General features: G+C 60.8%; 28 protein-coding genes. 11 read left to right on the top strand and 17 right to left on the bottom strand.

Annotation, left to right across the window (positions count from 1 at the left end; genetic code table 11):
• Complete coding sequence (locus tag ACR0KX_RS18390; protein ID WP_170455303.1) at positions 1–1086, bottom strand: polyamine ABC transporter substrate-binding protein; 1086 nt, start codon at positions 1084–1086, stop codon at positions 1–3.
• A gap of 176 nt (positions 1087–1262) precedes the next feature.
• Here ACR0KX_RS18390 and ACR0KX_RS18395 point away from each other — a divergent pair, with 176 nt between their 5' ends.
• Positions 1263–1910 carry a GntR family transcriptional regulator gene (locus ACR0KX_RS18395; protein ID WP_480586220.1) on the top strand — a complete coding sequence of 216 codons (648 nt, stop codon included), beginning with the start codon at positions 1263–1265 and terminating at the stop codon, positions 1908–1910.
• 72 nt (positions 1911–1982) lie between these two features.
• Complete coding sequence (locus ACR0KX_RS18400; RefSeq protein ID WP_170624643.1) at positions 1983–3380, top strand: aspartate aminotransferase family protein; 1398 nt, start codon at positions 1983–1985, stop codon at positions 3378–3380.
• 56 nt (positions 3381–3436) lie between these two features.
• On the opposite strand, the gene ACR0KX_RS18405 is transcribed toward ACR0KX_RS18400, so the two are convergent.
• The 3 genes from ACR0KX_RS18405 to ACR0KX_RS18415 all read right to left on the bottom strand — a co-directional run bounded on the left by ACR0KX_RS18405 (position 3437) and on the right by ACR0KX_RS18415 (position 6221).
• On the bottom strand, positions 3437–4066 hold the full coding sequence (locus ACR0KX_RS18405; protein ID WP_170624645.1) for a LysE family translocator: 630 nt from the start codon (positions 4064–4066) through the stop codon (positions 3437–3439).
• 60 nt (positions 4067–4126) lie between these two features.
• Positions 4127–5443, bottom strand: coding sequence for a lytic murein transglycosylase (locus tag ACR0KX_RS18410; protein ID WP_170624648.1), 1317 nt, complete (start codon positions 5441–5443; stop codon positions 4127–4129).
• A 64-nt stretch (positions 5444–5507) separates the two neighbouring features.
• Positions 5508–6221 (bottom strand): helix-turn-helix transcriptional regulator, encoded by a 714-nt coding sequence (locus tag ACR0KX_RS18415; RefSeq protein ID WP_170624650.1) that lies wholly within the window; start codon positions 6219–6221, stop codon positions 5508–5510.
• A gap of 83 nt (positions 6222–6304) precedes the next feature.
• On the opposite strand from ACR0KX_RS18415, the gene ACR0KX_RS18420 reads away from it, so the two are divergent.
• Positions 6305–7003: a glutathione S-transferase family protein gene (locus tag ACR0KX_RS18420; RefSeq protein WP_170624651.1), complete on the top strand. Its 699-nt coding sequence runs from the start codon at positions 6305–6307 to the stop codon at positions 7001–7003.
• Positions 7000–7401, top strand: coding sequence for a DUF1801 domain-containing protein (locus ACR0KX_RS18425; RefSeq protein WP_170455315.1), 402 nt, complete (start codon positions 7000–7002; stop codon positions 7399–7401). The genes ACR0KX_RS18420 and ACR0KX_RS18425 overlap by 4 nt, the downstream gene beginning before the upstream one ends.
• Before the next feature lie 32 nt (positions 7402–7433).
• Here ACR0KX_RS18425 and rnr read toward each other — a convergent pair whose 3' ends face one another.
• From rnr to dapE, 3 genes are read right to left on the bottom strand one after another with little or no spacing between them, the layout of a single operon-like run.
• Positions 7434–9692, bottom strand: a complete 2259-nt coding sequence (rnr, locus tag ACR0KX_RS18430) for a ribonuclease R (RefSeq protein WP_170624654.1) — start codon at positions 9690–9692, stop codon at positions 7434–7436.
• Between the two features lie 46 nt (positions 9693–9738).
• Positions 9739–10314 (bottom strand): TIGR04282 family arsenosugar biosynthesis glycosyltransferase, encoded by a 576-nt coding sequence (locus ACR0KX_RS18435; protein ID WP_170455319.1) that lies wholly within the window; start codon positions 10312–10314, stop codon positions 9739–9741.
• Positions 10315–10317: 3 nt separating this feature from the next.
• On the bottom strand, positions 10318–11457 hold the full coding sequence (gene dapE / locus ACR0KX_RS18440; protein ID WP_170455321.1) for a succinyl-diaminopimelate desuccinylase: 1140 nt from the start codon (positions 11455–11457) through the stop codon (positions 10318–10320).
• 209 nt (positions 11458–11666) lie between these two features.
• Here dapE and ACR0KX_RS18445 point away from each other — a divergent pair, with 209 nt between their 5' ends.
• Positions 11667–12725: a transporter substrate-binding domain-containing protein gene (locus ACR0KX_RS18445; protein WP_170455322.1), complete on the top strand. Its 1059-nt coding sequence runs from the start codon at positions 11667–11669 to the stop codon at positions 12723–12725.
• Positions 12726–12737: 12 nt separating this feature from the next.
• Here ACR0KX_RS18445 and ACR0KX_RS18450 read toward each other — a convergent pair whose 3' ends face one another.
• On the bottom strand, positions 12738–13082 hold the full coding sequence (locus tag ACR0KX_RS18450) for a hypothetical protein (RefSeq protein WP_170455325.1): 345 nt from the start codon (positions 13080–13082) through the stop codon (positions 12738–12740).
• A gap of 115 nt (positions 13083–13197) precedes the next feature.
• Here ACR0KX_RS18450 and ACR0KX_RS18455 point away from each other — a divergent pair, with 115 nt between their 5' ends.
• On the top strand, positions 13198–13533 hold the full coding sequence (locus ACR0KX_RS18455; protein WP_170624656.1) for a cupin domain-containing protein: 336 nt from the start codon (positions 13198–13200) through the stop codon (positions 13531–13533).
• 61 nt (positions 13534–13594) lie between these two features.
• Here the strand turns inward: ACR0KX_RS18455 and dapD are convergent, their stop codons facing one another.
• The 3 genes from dapD to ACR0KX_RS18470 all read right to left on the bottom strand — a co-directional run bounded on the left by dapD (position 13595) and on the right by ACR0KX_RS18470 (position 16087).
• Complete coding sequence (gene dapD, locus ACR0KX_RS18460; RefSeq protein ID WP_480708665.1) at positions 13595–14422, bottom strand: 2,3,4,5-tetrahydropyridine-2,6-dicarboxylate N-succinyltransferase; 828 nt, start codon at positions 14420–14422, stop codon at positions 13595–13597.
• 109 nt (positions 14423–14531) lie between these two features.
• Positions 14532–15131, bottom strand: coding sequence for a GntR family transcriptional regulator (locus ACR0KX_RS18465; protein WP_480708666.1), 600 nt, complete (start codon positions 15129–15131; stop codon positions 14532–14534).
• 44 nt (positions 15132–15175) lie between these two features.
• Positions 15176–16087: a threonine/serine dehydratase gene (locus ACR0KX_RS18470; protein WP_170737752.1), complete on the bottom strand. Its 912-nt coding sequence runs from the start codon at positions 16085–16087 to the stop codon at positions 15176–15178.
• A gap of 79 nt (positions 16088–16166) precedes the next feature.
• Between ACR0KX_RS18470 and ACR0KX_RS18475 the strand changes: the two genes are divergently transcribed.
• Both ACR0KX_RS18475 and ACR0KX_RS18480 read left to right on the top strand, forming a co-directional pair.
• Positions 16167–17009: an LOG family protein gene (locus tag ACR0KX_RS18475; RefSeq protein WP_170634163.1), complete on the top strand. Its 843-nt coding sequence runs from the start codon at positions 16167–16169 to the stop codon at positions 17007–17009.
• 3 nt (positions 17010–17012) lie between these two features.
• Entirely contained in the window at positions 17013–18110 is a 1098-nt protein-coding gene (locus ACR0KX_RS18480; protein WP_480708667.1) for a cystathionine gamma-lyase, read from the top strand.
• Here the strand turns inward: ACR0KX_RS18480 and ACR0KX_RS18485 are convergent, their stop codons facing one another.
• Positions 18111–18494 (bottom strand): phage holin family protein, encoded by a 384-nt coding sequence (locus ACR0KX_RS18485; protein WP_170624665.1) that lies wholly within the window; start codon positions 18492–18494, stop codon positions 18111–18113.
• 156 nt (positions 18495–18650) lie between these two features.
• Between ACR0KX_RS18485 and ACR0KX_RS18490 the strand changes: the two genes are divergently transcribed.
• Together ACR0KX_RS18490 and ACR0KX_RS18495 are read left to right on the top strand one after the other, a co-directional pair.
• On the top strand, positions 18651–19571 hold the full coding sequence (locus ACR0KX_RS18490; protein ID WP_170455341.1) for a DnaJ C-terminal domain-containing protein: 921 nt from the start codon (positions 18651–18653) through the stop codon (positions 19569–19571).
• Positions 19568–19906: a hypothetical protein gene (locus ACR0KX_RS18495; protein ID WP_480708668.1), complete on the top strand. Its 339-nt coding sequence runs from the start codon at positions 19568–19570 to the stop codon at positions 19904–19906. The genes ACR0KX_RS18490 and ACR0KX_RS18495 overlap by 4 nt, the downstream gene beginning before the upstream one ends.
• Positions 19907–19948: 42 nt before the next feature.
• On the opposite strand, the gene ACR0KX_RS18500 is transcribed toward ACR0KX_RS18495, so the two are convergent.
• The 4 genes from ACR0KX_RS18500 to ACR0KX_RS18515 all read right to left on the bottom strand — a co-directional run bounded on the left by ACR0KX_RS18500 (position 19949) and on the right by ACR0KX_RS18515 (position 23029).
• Positions 19949–20503: a cytochrome P460 family protein gene (locus ACR0KX_RS18500; protein WP_480708669.1), complete on the bottom strand. Its 555-nt coding sequence runs from the start codon at positions 20501–20503 to the stop codon at positions 19949–19951.
• A gap of 295 nt (positions 20504–20798) precedes the next feature.
• Positions 20799–21986, bottom strand: a complete 1188-nt coding sequence (rlmN, locus tag ACR0KX_RS18505) for a dual-specificity RNA methyltransferase RlmN (protein ID WP_480708670.1) — start codon at positions 21984–21986, stop codon at positions 20799–20801.
• A gap of 175 nt (positions 21987–22161) precedes the next feature.
• Positions 22162–22329, bottom strand: coding sequence for a hypothetical protein (locus ACR0KX_RS18510; RefSeq protein WP_170455349.1), 168 nt, complete (start codon positions 22327–22329; stop codon positions 22162–22164).
• Between the two features lie 166 nt (positions 22330–22495).
• Complete coding sequence (locus ACR0KX_RS18515; protein ID WP_170455351.1) at positions 22496–23029, bottom strand: invasion associated locus B family protein; 534 nt, start codon at positions 23027–23029, stop codon at positions 22496–22498.
• Between the two features lie 181 nt (positions 23030–23210).
• Between ACR0KX_RS18515 and ACR0KX_RS18520 the strand changes: the two genes are divergently transcribed.
• Positions 23211–24209, top strand: a complete 999-nt coding sequence (locus tag ACR0KX_RS18520) for an asparaginase (protein WP_480708671.1) — start codon at positions 23211–23213, stop codon at positions 24207–24209.
• A gap of 5 nt (positions 24210–24214) precedes the next feature.
• Here ACR0KX_RS18520 and ACR0KX_RS18525 read toward each other — a convergent pair whose 3' ends face one another.
• Positions 24215–24535 (bottom strand): YciI family protein, encoded by a 321-nt coding sequence (locus tag ACR0KX_RS18525; RefSeq protein WP_170624673.1) that lies wholly within the window; start codon positions 24533–24535, stop codon positions 24215–24217.
• Positions 24536–24547: the final 12 nt, after the last annotated feature.

Genomic DNA, 24547 nt, shown 5'->3' on the forward strand with positions numbered 1-24547 from the left:
TCAGGTGCCTGACTTGATCTTGGTCCACAGACGGGTCACGACCCGCTGGGTTTTCGACGGGTATGGCGTCGTGATGTAGAGGTTCTGCATCGTGGCCTCATCCGGGTAAATCGCCGGATCGCCGATCACGTCCTCGGCCAGAAATTCCTGCGAGGCCTTGTTGCCGTTGGCGTAGTACACATAGTTCGACGCGGCGGCCATGTTATTGGCGTCCAGGATGAAATCGAGGAACTTATGCGCCCCTTCCGGGTTCGGCGCATCCGCAGGAATGGCCATCTGGTCGAACCACATCAACGAGCCTTCGGCAAACGGGTGGTATTCAATCTCGACCCCGTTATCCGCCTCGGCCGCGCGGTCCCGCGCCTGAAGGATATCGCCCGACCAACCAACGGCGACGCAGATATCCCCGTTTGCCAGCGCGTTGATATATTCCGAGCTGTGGAATTTCTGGATATGCGGGCGCACCGCGGTCAGAACACCTTCGACCTTCTTGATCACATCCGGATCGTGGCTGTCCGGGTCTTCACCCAGATACTGCAACGCCATCGGTATCATTTCAGATGGTGCATCCAGGAAATGCACACCGCATGAGGCAAGCTTTTCCATGTTTTCTGGTTTCAGAACCAGATCCATGCTGTTCAGCGCCACATCGTCACCCAAGGCTTCTTTGACCTTGCCGACATTCACGCCAATTCCAGTCGTCCCCCACATGTAGTTGATGGAATGGGCGTTGTTCGGATCGTAACCCGACGTGCGGTCCTGGATGACATCCCAGAGGTTTCCGGCATTCGAAAGCTTGGCTGTGTCCAGTTCCTGAAAGGCGCCCGCTTGGATCTGGCGCTGAAGGAACGTGCCCGACGGCACCACGACATCATAGCCCGATCCACCGGCCAGCATCTTGGTTTCGAGAACCTCGTTGCTGTCGAACACGTCGTAGATCAGCGTCAGACCTGTTTCTTCCTCGAATTTCTTCAAAAGGTCCTCATCGATATAGTCGGACCAGTTGTAGACACGCACCTCGTCGGCAAAGGCCGCCGAAACCCCCAATGCGATGACCGCTGTCAGTGTCAGCGTTTTGATTGACATTTTCTTCTCCCTGCAAGTGTCCCGATATTTTCCCGGTTTTTTGGATTTGATCAAGTTTTGCGTTTTTCAGCCGCACGCAGTATGCTTCCATGACGGTTCAAACCCGGCAAGCTGTCGGCTTGCAAATTGGAATGAACCACTTGGATTTGATCAAAAATAAGGCATCTACGACAAAGATGGACGGCAAAAAAAGCCCAGTACATGAGCAGGTGTACCAAACACTGAAATCGCAGATCCTGTTCGGCGATCTGGTTCCGGGTCAGCCCGTAACGATCCAGGGACTGACTGATTCGCTTGGGGTCGGGATGACACCGGTACGCGAAGCGATCCGTCGTCTGATCTCGGACGGGGCACTGGTGTTTCAGGGCAATCGCAGGGTCAGTGTTCCGCTGGTATCTGACTCGGATATCGCGCAGATGATCTTTGCCAGAAAGTCAATAGAATCAGAGCTTTCACGTCTGGCGGCAGCCAATCTGAAACCTTCGGATATCGACGCGCTGGAACGGTTGGACCAGCGCCTTGATCGCATGATCGCGGATGGCGATGTCAGCGGATACCTGCAATTGAACTACGCGTTTCACGAGGCGCTGTATGCCCACGCCAACGCCCCGATTCTGCGCGATCTGGCCGAACGGCTGTGGCTTCGCTTCGGCCCCTCGCTGCGTGTCGTCAGCGGGCGTTTCGGAACGCAAAGCCTGCCGGACAGGCATAAAGACATCATTGCCGCCCTGCGCAAAGGAGACGCCGAAAAAGCCGCCCTGGCCACTGCGCAGGACATCGAACAAGGGATGGAGCTGATGGTCGGCGCGCTGGCCACCGCCTAGGCAACAGCGATTCGATTGACAGCAAAAAATTTGATCATATTCTGAGTGCCAACTGCTGCAGGAGGTTTCAGGATGTCCACCATCACCAATCACATGCCCACGGCCGAGTTGCAGGCACTGGACGCGGCGCACCACCTCCACCCGTTTTCCGCCAATGGGGCGCTGGGTCAGGAAGGGGCGCGGGTGATCACGCGCGCCAAAGGTGTCTATCTGACCGACAGCGACGGCGAAGAGATTCTGGATGCCATGGCCGGTCTGTGGTGCGTGAACATCGGCTATGGGCGCGATGAACTGGCCGACGTGGCCGCACGTCAGATGCGCGAACTGCCCTATTACAACACCTTCTTCAAAACGACCCATGTTCCCGTTATTGCGCTGGCGGCGAAAATTGCCGAACTGGCTCCGGGTGATCTGAACCACGTGTTCTTCGCAGCCGGCGGGTCCGAGGCCAATGACACCAATATCCGTCTGGTCCGCACCTACTGGGCCGAGAAAGGCCAGCCCGACAAGAACATCATCATCAGCCGTCACAACGCCTATCATGGCTCGTCCGTGGGGTCGGCCTCGTTGGGAGGCATGGCGGGGATGCACGCGCAGGGCGGCATTCCGATCCCGAACATCCATCACATCAACCAGCCGAACTGGTGGGCCGAGGGTGGTGATATGTCACCCGAAGAGTTCGGCCTGGCCCGCGCCCGCGAGCTGGAAGAGGCCATTCTTGAACTGGGCGAAGACCGCGTGGCCGCCTTTATCGCCGAACCCGTGCAGGGCGCGGGCGGTGTGATCGTGGCCCCCGATACCTACTGGCCCGAAATCCAGCGAATTTGCGACACATACGACATCCTGCTGATCGCGGATGAGGTGATCTGTGGCTTTGGACGGACCGGCAACTGGTTCGGGTCGCAAACCGTGGGCATCCGGCCCGATATCATGACAATCGCCAAGGGGCTGAGTTCCGGCTACGCGCCGATTGGCGGCTCGATCGTCACCGACGAGATTGCCAAAGTGATCGGCGGCACCGAGTTCAACCACGGCTACACCTATTCCGGCCATCCCGTCGCTGCTGCGGTCGCGCTGGAAAACCTGCGCATTCTGGAAGAAGAGAAAATCGTCGAGCATGTCCGCGACGTGGCCGCGCCCTATCTGAAACAGAAATGGGAGGCGCTGGCCGATCATCCGTTGGTGGGTGAGGCCAAGATCGTCGGCATGATGGCCTCGGTCGCGCTGACCCCGGACAAGGCCAGCCGCGCCAAGTTTGCGTCGGCGCCGGGCACCGTGGGCTATATCTGCCGCGACCGCTGCTTTGCCAATAACTTGATCATGCGCCATGTGGGCGACCGAATGATCATCTCTCCGCCGCTGATCCTGACCCCTGCGGATATCGACGAGATGTTTGTGCGGATCTACAAATCGCTGGATGAGGCTCAGGCAGAAATCATCGCGCAGGGGCTGATGAAGGCGGCGTCCTGACATTCTGACACTGGCCGGAGACGACCTAACGTCTCCGGTATCGCCGTGCGCAACCGCTATTTCTGCGCGATGGATTTGAGGCCAAGCAGGATGGCGGCGCCGATCATGAAGCCGCCGCCAGTGCGTTCGATCCAAACACGCGCGGTTCCTTTGAACCGCTTGGCAATCCAGCTTGCGCTGAACCCGTAGGCCGACAGAAACACGCCATCCATCGCGATATAGGTCGCGCTCAGGATCAGGAATTGTGGCCAGAAGGCACTGTCGGCAGAGATGAATTGCGGAAACAGAGCGGCAAAGAACACGACCGCCTTCGGATTGGCCGCCGAGGTCAGAAAGCCTTGCATCCACAGGGTTTTCAGGGATGCCTTGGGCCGGGCCTCATCCAGATGCGGATCGTCCGGCTTGGCGCGACGGATCATCATGAACCCAAGCCACAGAAGATAGGCAACACCCGCCCATTTGATGACGGCCAGCGCAGTGCCCGAGGCCGCAACGATGGCGGCCAAGCCCAGACCGGCGGCCAGCATCTGCAGCGCATTTGCGGTCAGGTCCCCTGCCGCCGTTGAGAGCGCACGTTTGAACCCATGTGCGCCGCTATTTGACAGCATCAGCAATTGGCTCGGTCCCGGGGTGCTCATCAATGCAAGCACCGTCAGGACGTAGATGGTCCAGGTTTCGATAGTCATGTGATCACCTTCTGCATCTCGCGAAGGCTATCACCAATTCCCTGAAACGCCAGCGCGCATTCACCTCAACCGTTCCAGCAACTTCAACGTCGGATACCCGTCCGGCAGCAACCCCTGCGCCAGTTGATAGGCCCGAACCGCATTGATCGTGTTCGGCCCGGTGCGCCCGTCGATGCCCTGCGTGTCGAACCCCGCATTGGTCAGGCGGGTTTGCAGCTCTTTCTTTTCAGTGAAACTGAGTATCCGATCCCCCCGAGGCCAGTCACTCTGAAACGGTGCGCGCCCGGCCAGACGGTCTGACAGGTGACCGATCCCGATCACATAGGCATCCGCGCCGTTATAGGCCTCAATCACGCGGAAATTGTCGAAGATCATCAGCGCCACGCCCTGCCCTCCGGCGGGCAGCAGGATTGCGGCCTGCCCGTAGTCGCGCACGGGTTTACCATCGCGCCCAACCACACCTTGGGCCGCCCAGTCCGACGGCATCAGAGTATAGTCCCGCTTGGCCGTGGCATAGTCGAACCCATCCGGCAGTCGTACCTCGACCCCCCAGGGCTGTCCTTCGGTCCAGCCATGTCGTGCCAGGTAGGCAGCGGCAGAGGCCAGCGCATCCGTCGGATCGTCCGACCAGATATCGCGCCGCCCGTCGCCATCGAAATCGACGGCGTGGTCCAGATACGAGGTCGGCATGAACTGCGTATGCCCCATCGCCCCGGCCCAACTGCCGATCATCCGACCCGCGCTGACATCCCCGGCCTGAACGATCTGCAAGGCGGCGATCAACTGCGCCTCAAAGAACGACGCACGGCGGGCATCAAAGGCCAGAGTGGCAAGCGACCTTATGGTCTGGTTGTTGCCGCGATACGATCCGAAGGACGTCTCCAACCCCCAGATCGCCGTCACGACCTCTTTCTCGACGCCATACTGCGCCTCGATCCGGTTCAGCACCGCGCCGTGACGATCCAACGCCGCGCGTCCGTTGGCGATACGCGTGTCCGAGACGGCGCTGTCCAGATACTCCCAGATTGGCTTGCTGAACTCGGCCTGATTGCGGTCGCGCCGGATGACGTCCTTGTCGTATGTCAAACCCGCCAAGGCCCGGTTCAGAGTGGTCTGCGAGATGCCCTGATCCCGCGCCCGATCCCCGAACGCCCCCAGCCAGGCCTGAAACCGCGCGTTCCCTGCCGCCGACACCCGCACCACCTCAGCCGACGGCCGGGGCACCGGGCGAATTGACGTTGTCACCTCCGCCGAAGCCAATTGGATTTCGCCCTCCAATGGCCGAGACTCGGGCCTTGGAGACTGTTCTGTCGCTGACGCCTGCACGATGGATGCCCATAATGCGGCGGTCATGACGCCACCTACGCATTTACGCATTCCGTTTTTTCCTGATTACTGCTCAACCTCGAGGATAGCGCAAAATCAGGTATTCTCAAAGCGCTCAGCGCTCGTCCTCGCGCGCTTGTGCTTGGCGTTCGGCACGGATACGCGCAAGCACATCGCGCAGCATCGGCACGCGATTGGGGCGAAAGCTTTGATCCGTCACGGACATGTCGCGGATCCGGTCCAGCCGGAAGACGCGGAAATCCTGCCTGAGATGACACCAGCTGAGCAACACATTCGAGCGGTCCATATAAACAATGCTCAGCGGATCGACCCGCCTGCGGGTCTCATCGCCCTTGGCATCGGTATAGGCAAACTCGATCGTCCGCTCATCCCACGTCGCCTGCCGCAGCTCGGCGACCTCGATCGTCGGCGCGGGTGGACGCGCAAATCGCGTCGCGGCCAGCACCGCGTGGCTAAGCCTGTGAGACTGGCGTGGCGGCAACCGCCCCTGCAACTTGCGTAATGCGGCGCTGGCGGCCTCTGACAGGGCCGGATCGCCGATCACCTGCACTTCGCGCAGGCCCAGAACCAGGGCCTCAAGCTCGTCATCGGTGAAGCCAAGCGGCGGCAGAGTTGCATCTTCAATCAGGGTGAATCCGAACCCGGCCTCGCCGTCGATAACGGCCCCAAGGCCGCGTAACGCATCAATGTCCCGATGAATCGTGCGCGGCGACACGCCCAGATCCTCGGCCAGTTGCACCGAGGTTTTCGGGGACGGGCCAGAACGCAGGGCTTGCATCAATTGGAACAGGCGGGCGGTGCGGGACATGATGTATCCTAACTTACCCCTAATGCCAGAAACTGTCATCAGGTGCGTCTAGGGTCTGGCCATCCCCAATGACGGAGCCACAGATGCTGACCCTACTGACCTTCCCCTCGGCCTTTGGCGTGTTCAGCGCCAGCCCGTTCTGCGTGAAAACCGCGCTGATGCTGCAGCACTCCGGCCAAAGCTGGCAGCGATCCGACATGCTGGACCCCCGCAAGATGCCGCACCAGAAACTGCCCGTCCTTCGCACGCCTGAACGGCTGGTGCCCGACAGCGACCTGATCCGCGAATGGCTGGAGCATCAGGGCGCCGATTTCGATCAGGGCCTGACGGATGTGGAAAAGTCACAGTCCCGCGCGTTGATCCGAATGGTTGAGGAACACCTGTATTTCCACATCGTTTTGGATCGCTGGGGCAATGATCAGGTCTGGCCCATCCTGCGCGAGATGTTCTTTGACGGAATCCCGGCACTGATCCGCAAACCGGCCTCGAACGCGATCCGCAAATCCGTTCTGAAGGGGATCAGGACCCAAGGCATTGGCCGCTTTTCCCTGAACGAACGTCTGGACAGGGTCGAACGCGATCTTGAGGCGATCTCGGCCTATCTGTGGCAATCGCCGTTTCTGCTGGGCGAACGCCCGACGGCGGCGGACATGAGCGTTGGGCCCATGCTGGCCGCGATGCGTGCCACCCCTGCCGATACCCCCCTGACCCGTCGGATCAAACAGGATAACCTGCTCAACAGCTATGTGGATCGGATGGAACAGGCAGTACCGCTGGCATGACACAGTTCGAGGACCCCGCCGTCGCCGCAGCCTTCGCGGCCTTGCCGCCTGACACCCGCGCCGGAGCGCTTGCCTTGCGCGATCTGATCCTTGAGACGGCCAGCGACCTGCCCAGCGCGCAACCGCTGCAAGAGGCGCTGCGCTGGGGTCAGCCTGCGTATCTGGCGCCCAAGGGCTCGACCATTCGGCTGGGCGGGCACAAATCCGCGTGCTTTGCCCTGTTCGTGCATTGCCAAAGCCGGTTGATGGGTGATTTCACCAGCGCCTTTCCGGGTGAAGATCGGATCGACGGAAACCGGGCCGTGCTGTTCGACGATATGGGCCAGATCGATCCGACCCGCCATGGCTGGCTGATCGCGCGAGCGCTAACCTATCGCGTTGCAGGGAAAGGCAAATGAAAAGCGATACGACATTTTCCTGAAACGCAGTGTCACCTCTGACGGCGTTTGCGTTCCACCTTGCGCTTGATCTTGTCCTTCTTGCGCTTGGTGCTGACCGCCTTGCGCCGTGCACCGCGTTTGGCGGGGCCGCGCCCGCGCGGCAGGGCCTGATCGTCAATGGACAGCAGTTCCAGCTCCAGCCCACCTGTCACCGGTGTTGCCTCGGTCAGTCGCACGGTGACGCGTTGGCCAATCGCGATGATCAAGCCGGTGTCTGACCCCATCAGCGTTCCGGCCTCGCGGTCGAAATGGAAGAATTCACGCCCCAGAGAACGCACCGGCACCAGCCCATCCGCGCCGGTTTCGTCCATCTTCACGAAAGCCCCGAACCGGGCGATGCCGCTGATCCGGCCCGAGAACTCATTGCCCACACGTTCGCTGAGATAGGCCGCCAGATAACGGTCGGTTGTGTCACGTTCCGCCATCATCGACCGGCGCTCGGTATCCGAGATATGGGTGGCGGTTTCGTCGAGCCTTGCGATTTCATCCTCGGTCAGCCCGTCCTTGCCCCAGCCATGTGCCGAGATCAGCGCGCGGTGCACGATCAGATCGGCATAGCGCCGAATGGGTGAGGTGAAATGCGCATAGTTCCGCAGCGCCAGCCCGAAATGGCCGAAATTCTCGGGGTTGTAATAGGCCTGCGCCATGGATCGCAGAGTGGTGAGGTTGATCAGTTCCGCATCCTCGGTCCCGGCGGCGGCGTTCAGCAGCGCGTTCAGATGGCGGGTTTGCAGCACCTGACCTTTCGCGAGATTCAACCCCGCCGCCTGCGCGGTTTCCCGCAGGCTTTCCAGCTTTTCGGGCGCGGGTTCTTCATGCACCCGAAACAGCAGCGGGCGGCGTTTGGCGAACAAAGTCTCGGCAGCGGCGACGTTGGCGAGGATCATGAACTCCTCAATCAGCTTGTGCGCATCCAGACGATCGCGAAAGGCGACGCTGGTCACTTCACCGGTGTCGGACAGAATGATCTTGCGCTCGGGCAGGTCCAGTTCCAGCGGCTGTCGCACCGCCCGCGCCTTTTTCAGCACAATATAAGCGGCGTAGAGCGGCTTCAGCACCGTCTCCAGCAACGGCCCGGTGCGGTCGTTGGGTGTGCCGTCAATGGCCTCCTGCACCTCGGCGTAATGCAGCGACGCAGCCGATCGCATCAGGCCGCGCACGAAGCTGTGGCCGATCTTGTTGCCATCCGCGTCGATCTGCATCCGCACGGCGATACAGGCGCGCGGGACGCCTTCGTGCAGCGAGCACAGATCGCCCGACAGACGGTCGGGCAGCATCGGCACAACGCGGTCGGGGAAATAGCTGGAATTGCCGCGCTTGCGCGCCTCGCGGTCCAGCGCGGTGCCGGGCTGCACATAGGCGGCGACATCCGCGATGGCGACCCAGATCACATGGCCGCCGGGGTTCTTGGGGTCGTCATCGGCATGGGCATAGCAGGCGTCGTCATGATCCCGCGCGTCCGAGGGGTCGATGGTCAGCAGCGGCATGTCCCGCAGATCCTCGCGGCCCTTCAGGCCAGCGGGTTTGGCCTTGTCGGCCTCATCAATCACCTTGTCGGGGAAATCGTCGGGGATACCATGCTGATGGATCGCAATCAGCGAGACTGCCTTGGGGGCCGTAGGATCGCCCAGACGCTCGACGATCCGCGCACGGGGCAGGCCCATGCGGTTCTTGGGTCCGGCCTGTTCGGCCTCGACCAATTCGCCATCCTTGGCCCCATGCACCGCGCCTTCGGGCACCAGCCATTCGGTCGAACCGGCCTTGTCGATGGGCACGATCCGCCCGCCCTCGGCCCCTTTCCGAAAGATGCCGACGATCTTGCGCGGGTTGGTGCCGATGCGGCGGATCAGGCGGGCCTCGTAATTGTGGTCTTCCTCATGCACCACGGTCAGGCGGGCCAGAATGCGGTCGCCTTCGCCCAGCGCCGGATCGCTGGCGCGGGTGATCAGTAGCACGATGGGCTCGACCCCCTCGCCATGCCACTCCAGCGGGCGCGCAAACAGGTCGCCATCGGCATTGGGGGCCTTCACCTGCAACACGCTGACCGGTGGCAGGCGATCCGGGTCGCGATAGCTGCGCTTGCGCTTTTCCAGATGCCCCTCGGCCTCAAGTTCCTTGAGGATGCGTTTCAGGTCGATCCGATCCGCGCCCTTGATGCCAAAGGCCTTTGCGATATCGCGTTTCGAGGTCAGGGTGGGGTTCGCCGAGATCCAGTCCAGGACCTCCTGCTTGGTGGGGATGCGAGTCATGATCCCGGCCTAGCACGGGGACGCGACCGCGTCATGACCAAAAACATCAGCGATCGAGATCGGCCACCGTATCCACATCATGCAACTGGTCCAGCAGCGCCACCCGGCAACCGGGGACCGAGGCCAGCGTGTCCGCCAATGTGTGCTCGCTGGACCAGCGCACGTCGCGAAACAGCCCCGGCGGCAGCGCCCCATAGCGTTGCGCGCCGACCAGCCAATAGCCGCCATCAGGGGCCGGACCGAATACCATCTGCGCGCGCCCCAGCGCCCCGAACGCCCGCGCAATATGCCCACGCGAGATACCGGGAATATCCGCGCCTATCAGACATACCGGCCCTTTGGGCATCCCGCGCAGCATCCGCCCCATGCGGTCACCCAGATCACCCCGCCCCTGCGCCGCACGCGGCAGGTCAGCGGGCCAGATGCGGCTGGTCAGCCCCTCGCGATCCGGAGACACCGCCAGAACGATCTGCCAGCGCGGGTCCCGCAGCCGCCGGATCAGCGCCCGTGTCTGATGCCGGAACCACCACGCCGCGCCGACCATGCCGATATCGCGCCCCAGCCGCGTCTTGACGCGCCCCGGATGGGGCTCCTTGACCATGATGACCAGAGTGCGCTGCATGGCTTAGGCAAAATAATCCGTCAGAATGCGCGTATAGATCGCCTTGAGCTGTTCGATCTGGGCCACCTCGACGCATTCGTCCACCTGATGCATGGTGCGGCCCACCAGCCCGAACTCGACCACCGGGCAGTGGTTCTTGACGAACCGCGCGTCCGAGGTGCCGCCGGTCGTCGACATCTCAGGCTGCACACCCGTCTCCGCCTCAACCGCCTGCGCCACCAGATCGGACAAAGGACCGGGCGGGGTCAGAAAGCTTTCGCCCGAGATTTTGATTCTGGTCTCAACCTCAACGCCATATTCTTCGGCCGCACGCGCGGCCTCAGCTTTCAGCCAGTCACTCAGGCCCGTGCCGGAATGCAGGTCGTTGAAGCGGATATTGACGGTGCCACGGCATTGCGCCGGGATGACATTTGTTGCGGGGTTGCCGGTGTCGATTGTGACCACGGCCAGCGTCGAGGCATCGAAATGGTCACTGCCTTGGTCCAGTTCATGACTGGCCAGACGGTCCATCAGCCGCGCCATCGCGGGCAGAGGGTTCTTCGCCCGGTGCGGATAGGCGGAATGGCCCTGTACGCCCGTCACGGTGAACCACGCGGTCATCGACCCGCGCCGCCCGATCTTCATCATCTCGCCCATTGTGTTCGGACAGGTGGGTTCGCCGACCAGACAAACGCTCATCCGTTCGCCGACCTGATCCATATGATCAAGCAGGGCGGTGGTGCCATCCAGCGCATCGGCCTCTTCATCGCCGGTTATGGTCAGGATGATCGCGCCATCCGGCGGCGTGTCGCGTACGAAATCCACGGCGGCAGCAGCAAAGGCGGCAACGCCAGATTTCATGTCCGTTGCGCCGCGCCCATACATCACCCCGCCCTGAACCTCGGCCCCGAAAGGTGGTTTGGTCCAGGCGGAGTCGTCGCCAACGGGAACCACATCGGTATGGCCGTTGAATCCAAATGTTCGTGCATGTCCTTTGGCCCCCCAACGGGCGAACAGGTTACTGATCCCACCGCGATCCACTCGGGTGCATTCGAACCCTGCATCCGACAAAAGACCCTGTAACAGGACCAATGCACCGCCTTCGGCAGGTGTGACCGATGGGCAACGGATCAGGTCCGCCGTCAATTGAACTGGATCGGTCATTTAAGGGCCTCTTTGGTGGTGGTGCGCTCAGGTTCGTGCACAGATTCAACGAATTGGCCGGATTGCCAACCCCAATCCGCAATTTTCACAGTGACGAACACGCAACGTATCGACCTGAGACGCCAATAAATCATGGTGCTTTACCCCGGGACGTGCTTGCCGCCATGCACACATTCGCGTTACAGGGCCGCGAAACAGGTGAATTGACCATGAAGCGCGCATTCTACGCCCTGATCTGCCTGACTTTCGCCGTTCTCGCACAGCAAAGCCTGGCACAAACGCTGAATGTCACAACCGTGACCCGACCGCCGTTTTCCTATGTGGAGGACGAGGCCGAGACCGGATTCTCGATGGACCTGCTTGCGGCGCTGGCCGAGGCGCTGGACTGGGACTACACGGTATCCCGGGTCGAAGGTTTTTCGGACATGCTGGGCGCGGTTCGGGACGGGTCTGCGGATCTGGCGATTGCCAATATCTCGATCACCGCGATGCGCGAAACCCAGATGGATTTCAGCCAGCCGATCTTTGAGGCCGGATTGCAGATCATGGTGCCCTCGGACGCGGTGCGCAGGCCATCACTGCTGCAGGCCCTGCTGTCGACCGAGCTGTTCATTGCCATTGGCCTGGCCTTTGCCATCCTTCTGGGCGGCGGCATGCTGATGTGGGGGTTTGAGCGGCGCGCACAGCCCTATTTCGACCGCAAACTGAATGAGGCATGGTTCCCATCCTTCTGGTGGGCGCTGAATCTGGTGGTGAATGGCGGGTTTGAGGAACGGATGCCGCGCACGCCCTTCGGCCGGATTCTGGGCGTTGTGCTGGTCGTCTCGTCCCTGTTCATCGTGTCAGTCTTCACCGCCCGGATCACCAGCGTCATGACGGTGGACGCGATCACCGGCAATGTGAATTCGGTCAATGACCTCTACGGCAAGAATGTCGGCACCATCACGGGCTCGACCGCCGCCAGTTTCCTGACCCGACGCGAGATTGAATTCACCGGTTACACCGGGCTGGATCAAATGCTCGAAGCATTCAAGGCCGAAGATCTGGACGCGGTCGTGTTCGACGCGCCCATCCTGTCCTACTTCGCCGCCCATGAAGGTCGCCGCATTGCCAGCATGACCGGAGGCATCTTCCTGCGGGAGAACTATGGCATTGCCTTCCCGACCGGTTCGCCCCTTGTCGAAGAGGTCAATCAGGCGCTGTTGGCCCTGCGCGAAGACGGGACCTATGACGAGATTTACCGCAACTGGTTCGGGATGCAGAACTAAGGCAAGTCTGCTTTACGGCTGCGCGTCACCTTCGAAAAACGGCGTCATCTGCGCGACGATCACCGCATTCTCATCCAGCGCCCGCTGCATCAGGGCACGTTCGTCCGGATCAATGTCGTGGCCCTGCGCCTCGCGCTCGGCCAGCGTGCCATAGCCCGTGACATCCAGAGGCGCGGTATCTGCCTGTTTCAGGATCGCCACGGTTTCGCGCACCGCCTCGGCCTCATCCACGCCGCTGGCAAAGCACATCAGGGCCGCCCCGGTCGCCCCGTCGGGCAATCCGTCGCCGTCCTTGCGACCGATTTGGACCAACAGGGTATAGACTTGCTGACGCGAAGGTTTCTTTTGCTTTTCCATGCAACGGGCCATAGCCGCGCGCCCGCCTACGGTCAAGCAGCCGGGAATTGCGCGCGGGCATTCCGGCGTCCATAGTGCCAAAACACAGCCCGTTGCCAATTGCAGAGGACTTTCGATGCCCTATCCCGATTTTATTACAGCCTTCCCAAGCCTCGACATTCCCTTCCCCGAGGACGTGGTGCAAACCGCCGTCATCCGGTCTGATGCGGGTCTGGTGGCGTTCTTCACGTTCCTCAAGGATTTTGAACTGCCCGCACATTCGCACAAAGCGCAGTGGGGCACGATTGTCGAGGGCGAGGTTGAATTGACCATCGGCGGCGAAACCAGAACATACGGCCCCGGCGACAGCTATTCGATCCCTTCGGGCGTCGAACATGGCGGCAAGATCAAGGCCGGTACGCGGGCCATTGATGTGTTTGAAGAACCGGATCGCTATCCGATCAAGGGATAGGCAGGCAACAAAAAAGGGCTGCGGCACGCGCCACAGCCCTTTGTTCGTTTCCGTAGACGCCTTAGTCCCGCAACAACTCGTTGATGCCGGTTTTCGAGCGGGTCTTTTCGTCCACCCGCTTCACGATCACTGCGCAATACAGGCTGATGTTGTTCTTCGACGGCATCGAACCCGCCACAACAACCGAATAGGGCGGCACTTCGCCATAGGTCACTTCACCGGTTTCACGGTCAACGATCTTGGTGGATTTGCCAATGAACACACCCATACCCAGAACCGAGCCTTCGCGGACGATACAGCCCTCGACCACCTCGGACCGCGCGCCGATAAAGCAATTGTCTTCGATAATGGTCGGACCGGCCTGCATCGGTTCCAGCACGCCGCCAATACCGACGCCACCCGACAGGTGCACGTTCTTGCCGATCTGCGCGCAGGACCCGACCGTGGCCCAGGTGTCAACCATGGTGCCCTCGTCCACATAGGCGCCCAGGTTCACGGAGGACGGCATCAGCACCACGCCCGGCGCGACATAGGCCGATTTGCGGACCACGCAGTTCGGAACCGCGCGGAAGCCAGCAGCCTTCCACTGGTCCTCACCCCAACCGGCGAACTTGCTGTCCACCTTGTCCCACCAGCCACCGGCCTGCGGGCCGCCCGACTGGATTTCCATATCCTTGATGCGGAAACCCAGCAAAACCGCCTTCTTGGCCCATTGGTTAACATGCCAGTCGCCGCTCTCCAGCTTTTCGGCCACACGCAGCGATCCGCTGTCCAGTGCGTTCAGCGTATCCTCGATGGCTTCGCGCTGTTCGCCGGTGGTTGCGGGCGAGATGGTATCGCGGGCCTCCCATGCGGCTTCGATGGCGGCTTCCAGTTGCGCGTTGGACATTGGGCGTCTCCCTAGAGAATCTGTTCGTGTCGGTGTGGCCTATACGCAAGCCGGACCCACGGCGCAATGCGACGAACGCGGGTCTTTTTGCGTCCAATCCGCGCTATCCTCAGCTTGCGCGGCGAATATGCCGGATCAGAATGGCCGTTGCCGCGCCCGTATCCTTGCCCTTCAGGGCCTGCACGATGGACAGGTGGTCCTTGTCCACACGCTGCGTCCATTTGGGGCGCCAATGGGCAAACAGATGCCGGGCGCTGGCGATGTGCAGGTCATCGATGGTGTGCAACAGGCGCGGCAAACCGCAGGGCGTCAGGATTGCACGGTGAAAGGCGCGATTGCGGGCCTCCCATTCCGGCATGGTTTCAGCGTCGTCGCAGGCAATACGAGCCGCTTCGATCCGGTCCAGATCCGTGGGCGACATGTTTTGCGCCGCCTGCTGCAGGGCAAGCGGCTCCAGCGCCACGCGCATCTCGATCACTTCGCGTATTTCAGCGGGATCCAGAACCGAGACACGCATCCCCCGTCTGGGCTCGCTGTGGGCCAGCCCGTGCGCCTGAAGCCGCAGCAGTGCTTCGCGCACAGGCACGTGGCTGGTGTCAAAAGATTTGGCGATGTGGTCCTGACGCAGTTTCTCTCCGGCGCTTAAGGCCCCGGTGATGATCTGCTGGCGCAGGTTTTCATAGATCGTGTCGGCAATCGTGGCATTCATAGATTATCGATAAAATCGTCAACGCCTGTCCACAAGCCGATAATTCACGCCGCAAACGGATCGGGGGCGATATTTCCACCGCAAACCAGAACCGCCACGCGTTCCCCCGGTTCCGGCTGATACGCACCCGACATCAGGGCTGCCAAGGCCGCTGCCCCTGCGGGTTCAACAAGGATACGATGGGCCTGCCACAAGGCGCGTTGTGCGTCGGAAATCGCCTGATCCGAGACCAGAACCGAGGGCATCCCCTGCGCCAGATCAAAACAGATCGATCCAATCCGCCGCGCGCCCAGCGCGTTGGCCGCGATCCCGGAGACCGACACGTCCACCGGCTTACCCGCCTCTAAAGCCGCGTTTAGCGCGCAGGAGGTTTCCGGCTCAACCGCCACAACCTTGCGCGCACCCTGAAACCACGCCAACGCCCCGGCAATCAGGCCGCCGCCGCCAACCGCGATCAGGACGGTATCAGCCTGCAAACCTTGCGCGTCCCATTCCGCAAAGCACGTCCCCTGCCCGGCCACAGTCGCTGGTGCGTCATAGGCGTGGATCTGCATCGCGCCGGTCTGTTCCTCATGCTCCTGCGCCATGGTCAGGGCATTGGCGTATTCACCCGGCACCACGCTCAGATCCGCGCCGATCTGTTCGATCAGGGCGATCTTGGACGGACCGGCCAGTTCCGGCACGAAAATCTTGGCCGGATGGCCCAGCGCCCGCGCAGCATAGGCCGCCGCCGCCCCGTGATTACCGCCCGAGGCCGCCACAACGCCCGCATGCGGCACATCCGTGCTGAGCAGCGTGTTGAACGCGCCCCGCGCCTTGAAGCTGCCGGTGTGCTGCATATGCTCCAGCTTCATTTCAATCGGGTAGCCGGGAATGTGGCTCTGCATCACCGGGGTCACCTGTGCGTGCCCGTCGATCCGACCGGCTGCTGCCTGAATTTCGCTCTTCCAATCCATGTTTGTCTTTCCGTGACTGGCACTCTGCCCGCGAACCCTATAGCTGTTTGTCAAACACGCAAGCAGGGATCGATCAACGATGAGAGAAGACCGCCACAGCCCGTTCCGCGATGCGCAGACCGACCGCTCGACCGCGAGCGAGGTGCCGGATACACCGCAGACGCGCTCACCCGCCTATCGCCTTGCCTTCGCTGATGAGGAATTCCTGTGCCGGGATGAGCTGCGCCCGGTGCGCCTGCAGCTGGAGCTGCTGAAACCCGAGATGATCATGAGCGAACGTCAGATCACCTCGACCATCGTCATGTTCGGCGGCGCGCGTATTCCGGAACCGTCGCAAAAGCACACGGCACGGACCGAAACGCTGGCCGGGCTGTCAGAGTATTATGACGAGGCACGCGAGTTTGCCCGGTTGATGACCGAGAAATCGAACGAAACCGGCTGCCGCGAGAACGTGATCGTCACCGGCGGTGGCCCCGGCGTGATGGAGGCCGGAAACCGGGGCGCGCAGGATGCGGGCGGCTGTTCCATCGGTCTGAATATCGTGTTGCCGCACGAACAGGCCCCGAACCTTTACGTGACGCCCGAGCTTAGCTTCAACTTCCACTATTTCGCGATCCGCAAGATGCATTTCCTGATGCGCGCCCGCGCCATCACCATCTTCCCCGGCGGCTTTGGCACGATGGATGAGCTGTTCGAGTCGCTGACCCTGATCCAGACCGGCCGGATGGACCGCGTGCCTTTCCTGCTGTTCGGCCGCGAATTCTGGGAAAAGGTGATTAACTGGGAAGCACTGGCAGATGCGGGCACCATCTCGGACGAAGATCTAGACCTGTTCCGCTTTGTCGATACCGCGCAAGAGGCGGTCGAGATCATCGAGAACTGGGAACCCGCCCCACCCCGCGACGCAATTCCGGGGCGCTGAGTCATGGCACCGAAGATCTCAGAAATGCTGCACCTGCGCGGCAACGCCCTGAACGCTGGCGAGCCGGTGGCGCTGCCGCTGACCCAAAGCAGCATGTATCACCTGCCGGGGCCGACAGATGGTCTGGCCACCTATGGCCGTGTGGACAACCCCACATGGGTCCAATTGGAACATATGCTGTCGCATCTGGAAGACGCGCCTTGCCTTTGCTTTCCGTCCGGCATGGCAGCAATCTCAGCGGCGCTGTTTGCGACCGTTCAGGCCGGATCGCGGCTGTTGATCCCGTCGGACGGCTATTACGTCACGCGTCTGCTGTCGGACCGGTTCCTCTCACGCCTCGGTGTTGAGGTCGAAGAACGCGCGACGACCGACTTTGCCGAGGGTGGTTTCGCCGGGTTCGATGTGGTGTTTGTCGAAAGCCCCTCGAACCCCGGTCTGGACATGATCGACCTGAAATCGGTTGCTGAGCAGATGCGCGCTGCCGGTGGGGTGACCATCGCCGACAACACAACCCTGACACCGCTGGGCCAGCGCCCACTGGATCTGGGCATCGACGTGGTTGTGTCATCCGACACCAAGGCGATGGGCGGGCATTCCGATATGCTGATGGGCCATGTGGCCAGCCGTAATTCGCAGATCATGGAACGAGTCGAGGAATGGCGGACGGTGTCCGGGTCAATCCCCGGCCCGCATGAGGCTTGGCTGCTGCATCGCGGGTTGGAAACTCTGGATGTGCGCTTTGACCGCATGTGCAACTCGGCGCAGGTGCTGGCGGAGCGGTTGGCGGAGCATCCGAAGGTGAAACAAGTTCGCTATCCGGGCCTGCCAGACGACCCCGCGCACGCCTTGGCGCAGGCTCAAACGGCGCGATTCGGGTTCCTGTTGTCCCTGACGTTGGGCAGCGAAGCGCAGGCCGAAGCCTTCATCAACACCTGCCCCTTGCTGCGCCCCGCAACCTCATTCGGAGGCGTTCACAGCTCGGCCGAGCGCCGCGCCCGCTGGGGCGATGACGTCGATCCAGCGTTCATCCGCCTCTCTGTTGGCTGTGAGCCAGTCGAGGAGCTGTGGCAAGCCATCGAGGCCAGCCTGAACGCGCTGTGATTACTTTTTAGGTTCGCGCAGTTCTTTGAACACATAGATCGGCAGCACGATACTGCCGATCAGCGCGCCCAGCCAGACCAGCAGCGTCGCCGCCAGCAGGTTCGAGATACCGCCAATGGTCAACCCAGCCGTGATCCAATCGGTCACCAGCAGGCCCACGAAGGTCACGATCAGCGCGATCCCGCCTTTCAGCGCGGGCGCTTTCTTTTCCCCAAGTTTCAGGATCAGCGGCTCGGCCACCACCTGAACCAGGGTGAAGACGATCACCACAACGATGAACGACAGCGGCTTGATCGAAAACCCGGACAGCAGCAGCACAGCCAACAACAACCCAAGAGCATTCCCGGCCAGCAGGGCCAGAGCGGATTTGATTCTGCGCGACATGGGGTGGCCTCCGTCAAGCGACATTTAAAAACATGCAGATGTTAACAGGTTTGCAGGAAATGAAGAAGCAATTCAATCGTCTCTTCCTTTTGGGCCCTTGAAATCGCATGATAAAACGCAACCACCCTGTTCTGACCGAACTGTGAGAGAGGTGAGATGAGCGACGATCCCTATTCCGTCCTTGGTGTAGCAAAGGACGCAACTGCCGCCGAGATCAAGAAAGCCTATCGGCGCATCGCCAAGGAATGCCACCCGGACCTGAAACCCGGCGACGCAGAGGCCGAGGCCAAATTCAAAGCCGCCGCCGCAGCCTATGACCTGCTGAAAGACCCCGAAACGCGCGCACGCTATGACAACGGCGAAATTGACGCTTCGGGTCAGGAACGGCCGCAGCAGCAATACTACCGGGACTACGCCGAAGCAGCGGGCAACCCCTATCGCGGGCGTCAGGCGGATCCGGACGACATGTCCGACATCTTCGCCGAATTCATGCGGGGACGCGGCGGTTTCGGTGGCCAACGCACGCAGGAATTTCACGCGCCGGGGCACAATCTGAATTATACGCTCGAGATCGGATTTCTGGATGCCGTCTTTGGTGCCAGCCAAAAGCTGACCCTGCCGGATGGGGACCGGATCGAGGTCAAGATCCCCACCGGTATCACCGACGGCCAAACGATCCGCCTGCGGGGTAAGGGCGCTCCGGGCTATGGTGAAGGGCCGCCGGGCGATGCTTTGGTGACGGTCTCGGTCGCCAAACATCCGGTGTTTGACCGTCAGGGTGACGACATCCACATAACGTTGCCGATCACTATTGATGAGGCTATTCTGGGCGGCAAAATCCCGGCCCCCACCATAGATGGTGGCGTGAACGTCAATGTGCCCGCAGGCACGAGCAGCGGCAAAACCCTGCGGCTGCGCGGCAAAGGGGTGAAGAAACGCGGCTCATCTGACCGAGGTGATCAGCTGATCGAACTGACCATCGCAATGCCCGGTACGATTGATGAAGAATTGAAGACATTCATGGAGACCTGGCGCGACACGCACCGCTATGATCCGCGGAAAGGAATGCCGTCATGACCCTGACCGAAAAGGAACTGATCGAGACCATCTCGCGCCTGACATCGGACCGTCTGACCGAGTATCTGGCGGCCGAAATCGTGATCCCCGAACAATCGGATCAGGGGCTGGTCTATCACAGCATCGACGTCGCCCGGCTGGAACTGGCCTGCGAGCTGCACGAGCAATACGATATGGAAGCGGACGCGCTGTCGATGATGATCTCTCTGATCGACCAGATGCACGGTTTGCGCGCGGAACTGCGCGAGGTGCTGAACGCGGTCGAAACGCAGCCCGAACCCGTCCGCCAGCAATTGATCGAGGTTATCGGAACGGCTCGGTTCCGACGCGGCTAACGGGCGGACCCGCCGTCGCACCGTCAGCAGGCGATGCGATTGCTATTTGCCGGTCTGATACTCTTCGGGCACATAAAAGGTGTAATCGCGCTCGGCAACCTGCTCGTGGCAGTCATGGCAATAGGCCACCGCGTTGGCGCGGAATCCCATCGTATCGCCAAACAAAGAGCCATCCGGCAGAACCATGATATAGCGCCAATCCGCCATGTCGGGATCTGTGCCAGCGGCCAGTTTTTCCATCACGAACATCGCACCGGGAAAGATTTTCCCCTCATCCGTGACGGTCATGCTGTCCTTAGCCAGCACCGACCCCACCGGCAGAGCTTCGCCTTCCTGCAAGGTCCCGTAATTATGCGCCATCCTGTTGGCATAGCTGTTCACGAACCGCTGTCCATGGGTGGCCGAGATATAGGGCGCATCATTGAACAAAGGCCAGCTTTGGTAATTGCGCAGCAGATCCAGCTGTGCCGCCGCATAGCCACGCGCCATCCGCTTCGCCAAGGACTTGTAGACAGCGTTGGCCTCGTCCTTGCTCAACTCGGCGGGGTTTTCGATTGCGATATGGGCATCCTGTTCGTCGGCCTGCGTCTGGCCCACAAAAATCAGAAGCGAAGCCGAAATAGTGAGAACGGTCTGAAATCTATTCCTGAAAACTGTATTCATAACTTGGCCTACCTGAAAAACAGTTCGCTTGCGCATCGGGATCTACATTAATCCACATAGCGAATATCAATCATCCTGCCAGAACCGGTCCGTCCACCTCACCGTTTCGTGCACAAAGGTGAGCCCCAAATCCGAAACCCGGGCAAGACAAACATAACAAATTTTGCATGCAAAAAACAGAAGCCGAAATGTTAAGATTTCATCTTCAACTGTCGGCTGAGCAGATGCCTTAGCTGTTCAACCCAGCCTCGGCCTCGATCTGTTTGCGCGACTTGCGGGCGCGTTCTGTGGCCGATTTCAACTGACCGCAGGCCGCCATGATATCCTCGCCCCGCGTCTTGCGGATGGGTGAGGCGTAGCCCGCCTGATAGATGATGTTCGCAAAGGCCCGGATACGGTTGTTCGAGCTGCGCTTGTAGGGCGCGCCGGGCCATTCGTTGAACGGGATCAGGTTGATCTTGGCTGGAATCTTGTGGCGCTTGATATGGTCGATCAGGCGGTGCGCATCCTCGTCACTGTCATTCACGCCATCCAGCATCACATATTCGAACGTGATCCGTTCCGAGTTCGAGGCATTCGGATAGCTGGCCAGCGCCTGCAGCAATTCCTCGATATTCCAGCGCTTGTTGATCGGCACCAGCACGTCGCGGGTGTCATCGGTGGTTGCATGGAACGAGATCGCCAGAAGGCAACCAATTTCCTCGGCCGTGCGTGCGATTTCAGGCACCACTCCGCTGGTCGACAGGGTGATCCGGCGGCGCGACAGGGAAATGCCTTCTGGGTCCATGGCGATCTTCATCGCGTCGCGGACGTTTTCAAAGTTATACAGCGGCTCGCCCATGCCCATCAGAACGATGTTCGACAGCAGGCGCGTTTCGTCCTTGGGCGCGCCGGGGGTGGGCCATTCCTCAAGATCGTCGCGGGCCATCATCACCTGACCGACAATTTCCGCCGCCGTCAGATTGCGCACCAGTTTCTGCGTGCCGGTATGGCAGAAGGAACAGGTCAGCGTGCACCCGACCTGAGACGAGATACACAGTGTCCCGCGATCATCCTCGGGGATATAGACAACCTCGACCTCATGCCCGCCCGCGATGCGGCACAGATATTTGCGTGTGCCGTCCTCGGACACCTGACGGGTCACAACCTCGGGGATTTCGATTGCGAAATGCTCGGCCAGTTGCGCGCGATAGGCTTTGGCCAGATTGGTCATTTCACCAAAATCGCGCACGCCCCATTGATAGATCCATTGCCAGATCTGCCCGGTACGCATCTTGGCCTGCTTTTCGGGCGTGCCGTGTTCGATCAGCACCTCGCGCAGCTGGTCGCGGGTCAGACCGACAAGGTTCACCTTCCCCTCGGGCAGTTTACGGGGGATGGTCATGACGTCTTGAGTGATCGGCGCTTTGGGCGACATGTGGCTGTCTCAACGGATTCTGGCTTGGGATGCGCCTCTATATAGGATCGCGCGCAAAGATCAAAAGGAATCGTCAATCCCGGCGTCCTGCTTTTTTTGACGCGCCCAGACACAGTTCGACCGCACCGGGATGAGCGATGCGGCCGATTTCGTTTTCCGATACCGGATGAGCCGGTCAGAAGCTAGCTGGCAGGATGTTACAATCCGCTGCATCCAGGGTTTTCACCGGATCTTCCGGTCCACATTGCTCGCCGGACACCGGATAGGTGTCGCTTGATTTCTCACATGCGCTCAGCACCGCGGCGGCGGCGATCATCAGGGCTACAATGGACTTGTTCAGCATTCGAAAGCTCCTTTTCTTCCTCTGAACCGATTAGTTCAGAAAACGGAGTAACCTGCTTTGATACGGATCAAATTCGAATATGTACGTTACGTAAAGCGGTCGTTTTTTGAGCCAAAAAGAAACCCCGCCGAAAGACGGGGTTACCTATATCTGAATTTAGAATGGGTCAGTTGGTGCAGCGCTTTTCGGCGTCTTCGATCGCTGCGGTAAAGCCCAGCAATGAAAATGTGTCCTTGGTCTGCGTTCCCCGCTCCGACCGTGCGGTCAAAACCGCCTCGGTTCCGCGCTTCATGGCGGTGACGATCTTGGCATCATCCGCCGCTGTTGCGGGCCAGGCCCATTCGCCTTCGGTGAACAATTCGAACTCGCTGCCATCTACGTTCAGGTTCACGGTCGACCCTGCCGCAAACGGATAGCCACCGGTAAAGGTCACCTGACCTTTGACCTCGGCATTGGGGCGATAGAACACGAATAGCAGGATGTCGCTGCGACGGACCGAAACCACACGCCCGCCACGGGTATTCACCGTTTCCTTGGGGGCGGAAACGCTCCAACATTCGGTGGGATCATCCTCGACAAAAACGCTCCAATCCGTTTTTGCCGCTACGCGATTTGTGCTTGTCGCCTGTTGAGCGATTGCAGTCGTGGCCATCCCCGCCACGCACAGGCCCGCGATCACGCGGACGAGCATTGATCCCATTTGTCCAGCCTCCTAGCTCGACCTTCTACCTCATACCCATCAGAATGCGTCGCGAACCCTGCCGGTTCGTCTTGGAAAAGTTGCGCATCCCGATGATTGCCGACATACACACACTAACGCAGGTTTCGCCACAGGCGAAAGGGCGATTGGCAGAATTTTGCGCATAAATCCGGAGGTCAAGATGACTCAGCCCATACCGATGACAGAACTGTGGCGTGGTCCCCTGCTGGAAAGTCTGCATCTGGGTCATGCGGTGGTCTGCGATGGCACCGGGCAGATCGTGCAAAGCTGGGGCGATCCAAATGCGGTGATCTATCCGCGATCCTCGGCCAAGATGATTCAGGCACTTCCCTTGATTACGTCGGGCGCTGCAGCGAAGTACGGATTGAACTCAGAGCATCTGGCGCTGGCTTGTGCTTCGCATAATGGCGCTGCGATCCACACTGAACGTGTAGCGGAGTGGCTGGATCATTTGGGTCTGGCAGAACCCGATCTACGCTGCGGCCCGCAGGAACCGGCGGATAAGGCCGCGCGCGACCGGCTGATTTTGGCCGACGATACGCCCTGCCAGATTCACAACAATTGCTCAGGTAAGCATTGCGGGTTTCTGACCCTTGGTCAGCATATGGGGGCCGGGCCGGAGTATCTTGAGATCGACCACCCGGTGCAGCAAGCCTGCCTGTCAGCAATTGAGGAGACAACCGGCGAAACCAGCCCCGGTTATGGGATCGACGGATGCTCGGCCCCGAACTTCGCGACCTCATTGGTGGGGCTGGCGCGGTCAATGGCGTGGTTCGCCTCGGCCGCGGACCGGTCCGACCGATCCAGCGATGCGGCGCAGCAGTTGACCGCCGCGATGATCAAACATCCCGAACTGGTCGCGGGCGAAACCCGCGCCTGTACGGAACTGATGCGCGCCATGGAGGGGCGTGCGGCGATCAAAACCGGGGCCGAAGCCGTATTCGTGGCCATCCTGCCGGAAAAACGCATGGGTGTGGCGCTGAAAATCACCGACGGAACCACCCGCGCCAGCGAATGTGCCATCGCGGCCATTCTCGTCAGCCTTGGCGTGCTGGAGGCCGACCACCCGGCCACCAGAAAATTCATGAACGCCACACAATACAGCCGCCGTGGGCTGGAATGTGGCGTGATCCGGCCCGCGCCGGGTTTTCCGGGCTAAGCCCGCTACATCTCAATCTCGTGGACCTCGGCCACCTCGACCGAGCCGGAACCGTTGACAACCATCGGGCAGCCCTTGGCCAATTCAGTCGCGGCGTCCATGCTGTCGGCCTTGATCACCGTAAAGCCCGAGGCCGGGTTTACGCCGCCATTGTCGACAACCCCGCTGCTGCTGACGGTGTAGGATTGGCCAACCGGGTTTCCGGGGATCTCCAACGCCTCACCCATGTTCTGAAACCACGCGCCCCAGGCGGCCATGGTCGCCTCGATCTCGGCGGGGTCGGTGGGGGTGTGGCCCCCGTGATAGACAAACAAATATTGGGGCATAACGCTCCTCCC

This window comes from Ruegeria sp. BG5, assembly GCF_056538425.1.

What these genes read in the sequence shown, in the direction of transcription:
- ACR0KX_RS18410 (WP_170624648.1), bottom strand. Translation starts at nt 5,443, where the DNA reads ATGCGTAAATGCGTAGGTGGCGTCATGACCGCCGCATTATGGGCATCC.
- dapE (WP_170455321.1), bottom strand. Translation starts at nt 11,457, where the DNA reads ATGACCGATCCAGTTCAATTGACGGCGGACCTGATCCGTTGCCCATCG.
- ACR0KX_RS18395 (WP_480586220.1), top strand. Translation starts at nt 1,263, where the DNA reads ATGGACGGCAAAAAAAGCCCAGTACATGAGCAGGTGTACCAAACACTG.
- ACR0KX_RS18455 (WP_170624656.1), top strand. Translation starts at nt 13,198, where the DNA reads ATGCCCTATCCCGATTTTATTACAGCCTTCCCAAGCCTCGACATTCCC.
- ACR0KX_RS18515 (WP_170455351.1), bottom strand. Translation starts at nt 23,029, where the DNA reads ATGGGATCAATGCTCGTCCGCGTGATCGCGGGCCTGTGCGTGGCGGGG.
- ACR0KX_RS18510 (WP_170455349.1), bottom strand. Translation starts at nt 22,329, where the DNA reads ATGCTGAACAAGTCCATTGTAGCCCTGATGATCGCCGCCGCCGCGGTG.
- ACR0KX_RS18450 (WP_170455325.1), bottom strand. Translation starts at nt 13,082, where the DNA reads ATGGAAAAGCAAAAGAAACCTTCGCGTCAGCAAGTCTATACCCTGTTG.
- ACR0KX_RS18420 (WP_170624651.1), top strand. Translation starts at nt 6,305, where the DNA reads ATGCTGACCCTACTGACCTTCCCCTCGGCCTTTGGCGTGTTCAGCGCC.
- ACR0KX_RS18480 (WP_480708667.1), top strand. Translation starts at nt 17,013, where the DNA reads ATGGCACCGAAGATCTCAGAAATGCTGCACCTGCGCGGCAACGCCCTG.
- ACR0KX_RS18495 (WP_480708668.1), top strand. Translation starts at nt 19,568, where the DNA reads ATGACCCTGACCGAAAAGGAACTGATCGAGACCATCTCGCGCCTGACA.
- ACR0KX_RS18405 (WP_170624645.1), bottom strand. Translation starts at nt 4,066, where the DNA reads ATGACTATCGAAACCTGGACCATCTACGTCCTGACGGTGCTTGCATTG.
- ACR0KX_RS18435 (WP_170455319.1), bottom strand. Translation starts at nt 10,314, where the DNA reads ATGCAGCGCACTCTGGTCATCATGGTCAAGGAGCCCCATCCGGGGCGC.
- ACR0KX_RS18525 (WP_170624673.1), bottom strand. Translation starts at nt 24,535, where the DNA reads ATGCCCCAATATTTGTTTGTCTATCACGGGGGCCACACCCCCACCGAC.
- ACR0KX_RS18445 (WP_170455322.1), top strand. Translation starts at nt 11,667, where the DNA reads ATGAAGCGCGCATTCTACGCCCTGATCTGCCTGACTTTCGCCGTTCTC.
- ACR0KX_RS18475 (WP_170634163.1), top strand. Translation starts at nt 16,167, where the DNA reads ATGAGAGAAGACCGCCACAGCCCGTTCCGCGATGCGCAGACCGACCGC.
- ACR0KX_RS18470 (WP_170737752.1), bottom strand. Translation starts at nt 16,087, where the DNA reads ATGGATTGGAAGAGCGAAATTCAGGCAGCAGCCGGTCGGATCGACGGG.
- ACR0KX_RS18415 (WP_170624650.1), bottom strand. Translation starts at nt 6,221, where the DNA reads ATGTCCCGCACCGCCCGCCTGTTCCAATTGATGCAAGCCCTGCGTTCT.
- rnr (WP_170624654.1), bottom strand. Translation starts at nt 9,692, where the DNA reads ATGACTCGCATCCCCACCAAGCAGGAGGTCCTGGACTGGATCTCGGCG.
- ACR0KX_RS18485 (WP_170624665.1), bottom strand. Translation starts at nt 18,494, where the DNA reads ATGTCGCGCAGAATCAAATCCGCTCTGGCCCTGCTGGCCGGGAATGCT.
- rlmN (WP_480708670.1), bottom strand. Translation starts at nt 21,986, where the DNA reads ATGTCGCCCAAAGCGCCGATCACTCAAGACGTCATGACCATCCCCCGT.
- ACR0KX_RS18390 (WP_170455303.1), bottom strand. Translation starts at nt 1,086, where the DNA reads ATGTCAATCAAAACGCTGACACTGACAGCGGTCATCGCATTGGGGGTT.
- ACR0KX_RS18520 (WP_480708671.1), top strand. Translation starts at nt 23,211, where the DNA reads ATGACTCAGCCCATACCGATGACAGAACTGTGGCGTGGTCCCCTGCTG.
- ACR0KX_RS18425 (WP_170455315.1), top strand. Translation starts at nt 7,000, where the DNA reads ATGACACAGTTCGAGGACCCCGCCGTCGCCGCAGCCTTCGCGGCCTTG.
- dapD (WP_480708665.1), bottom strand. Translation starts at nt 14,422, where the DNA reads ATGTCCAACGCGCAACTGGAAGCCGCCATCGAAGCCGCATGGGAGGCC.
- ACR0KX_RS18400 (WP_170624643.1), top strand. Translation starts at nt 1,983, where the DNA reads ATGTCCACCATCACCAATCACATGCCCACGGCCGAGTTGCAGGCACTG.
- ACR0KX_RS18465 (WP_480708666.1), bottom strand. Translation starts at nt 15,131, where the DNA reads ATGAATGCCACGATTGCCGACACGATCTATGAAAACCTGCGCCAGCAG.
- ACR0KX_RS18490 (WP_170455341.1), top strand. Translation starts at nt 18,651, where the DNA reads ATGAGCGACGATCCCTATTCCGTCCTTGGTGTAGCAAAGGACGCAACT.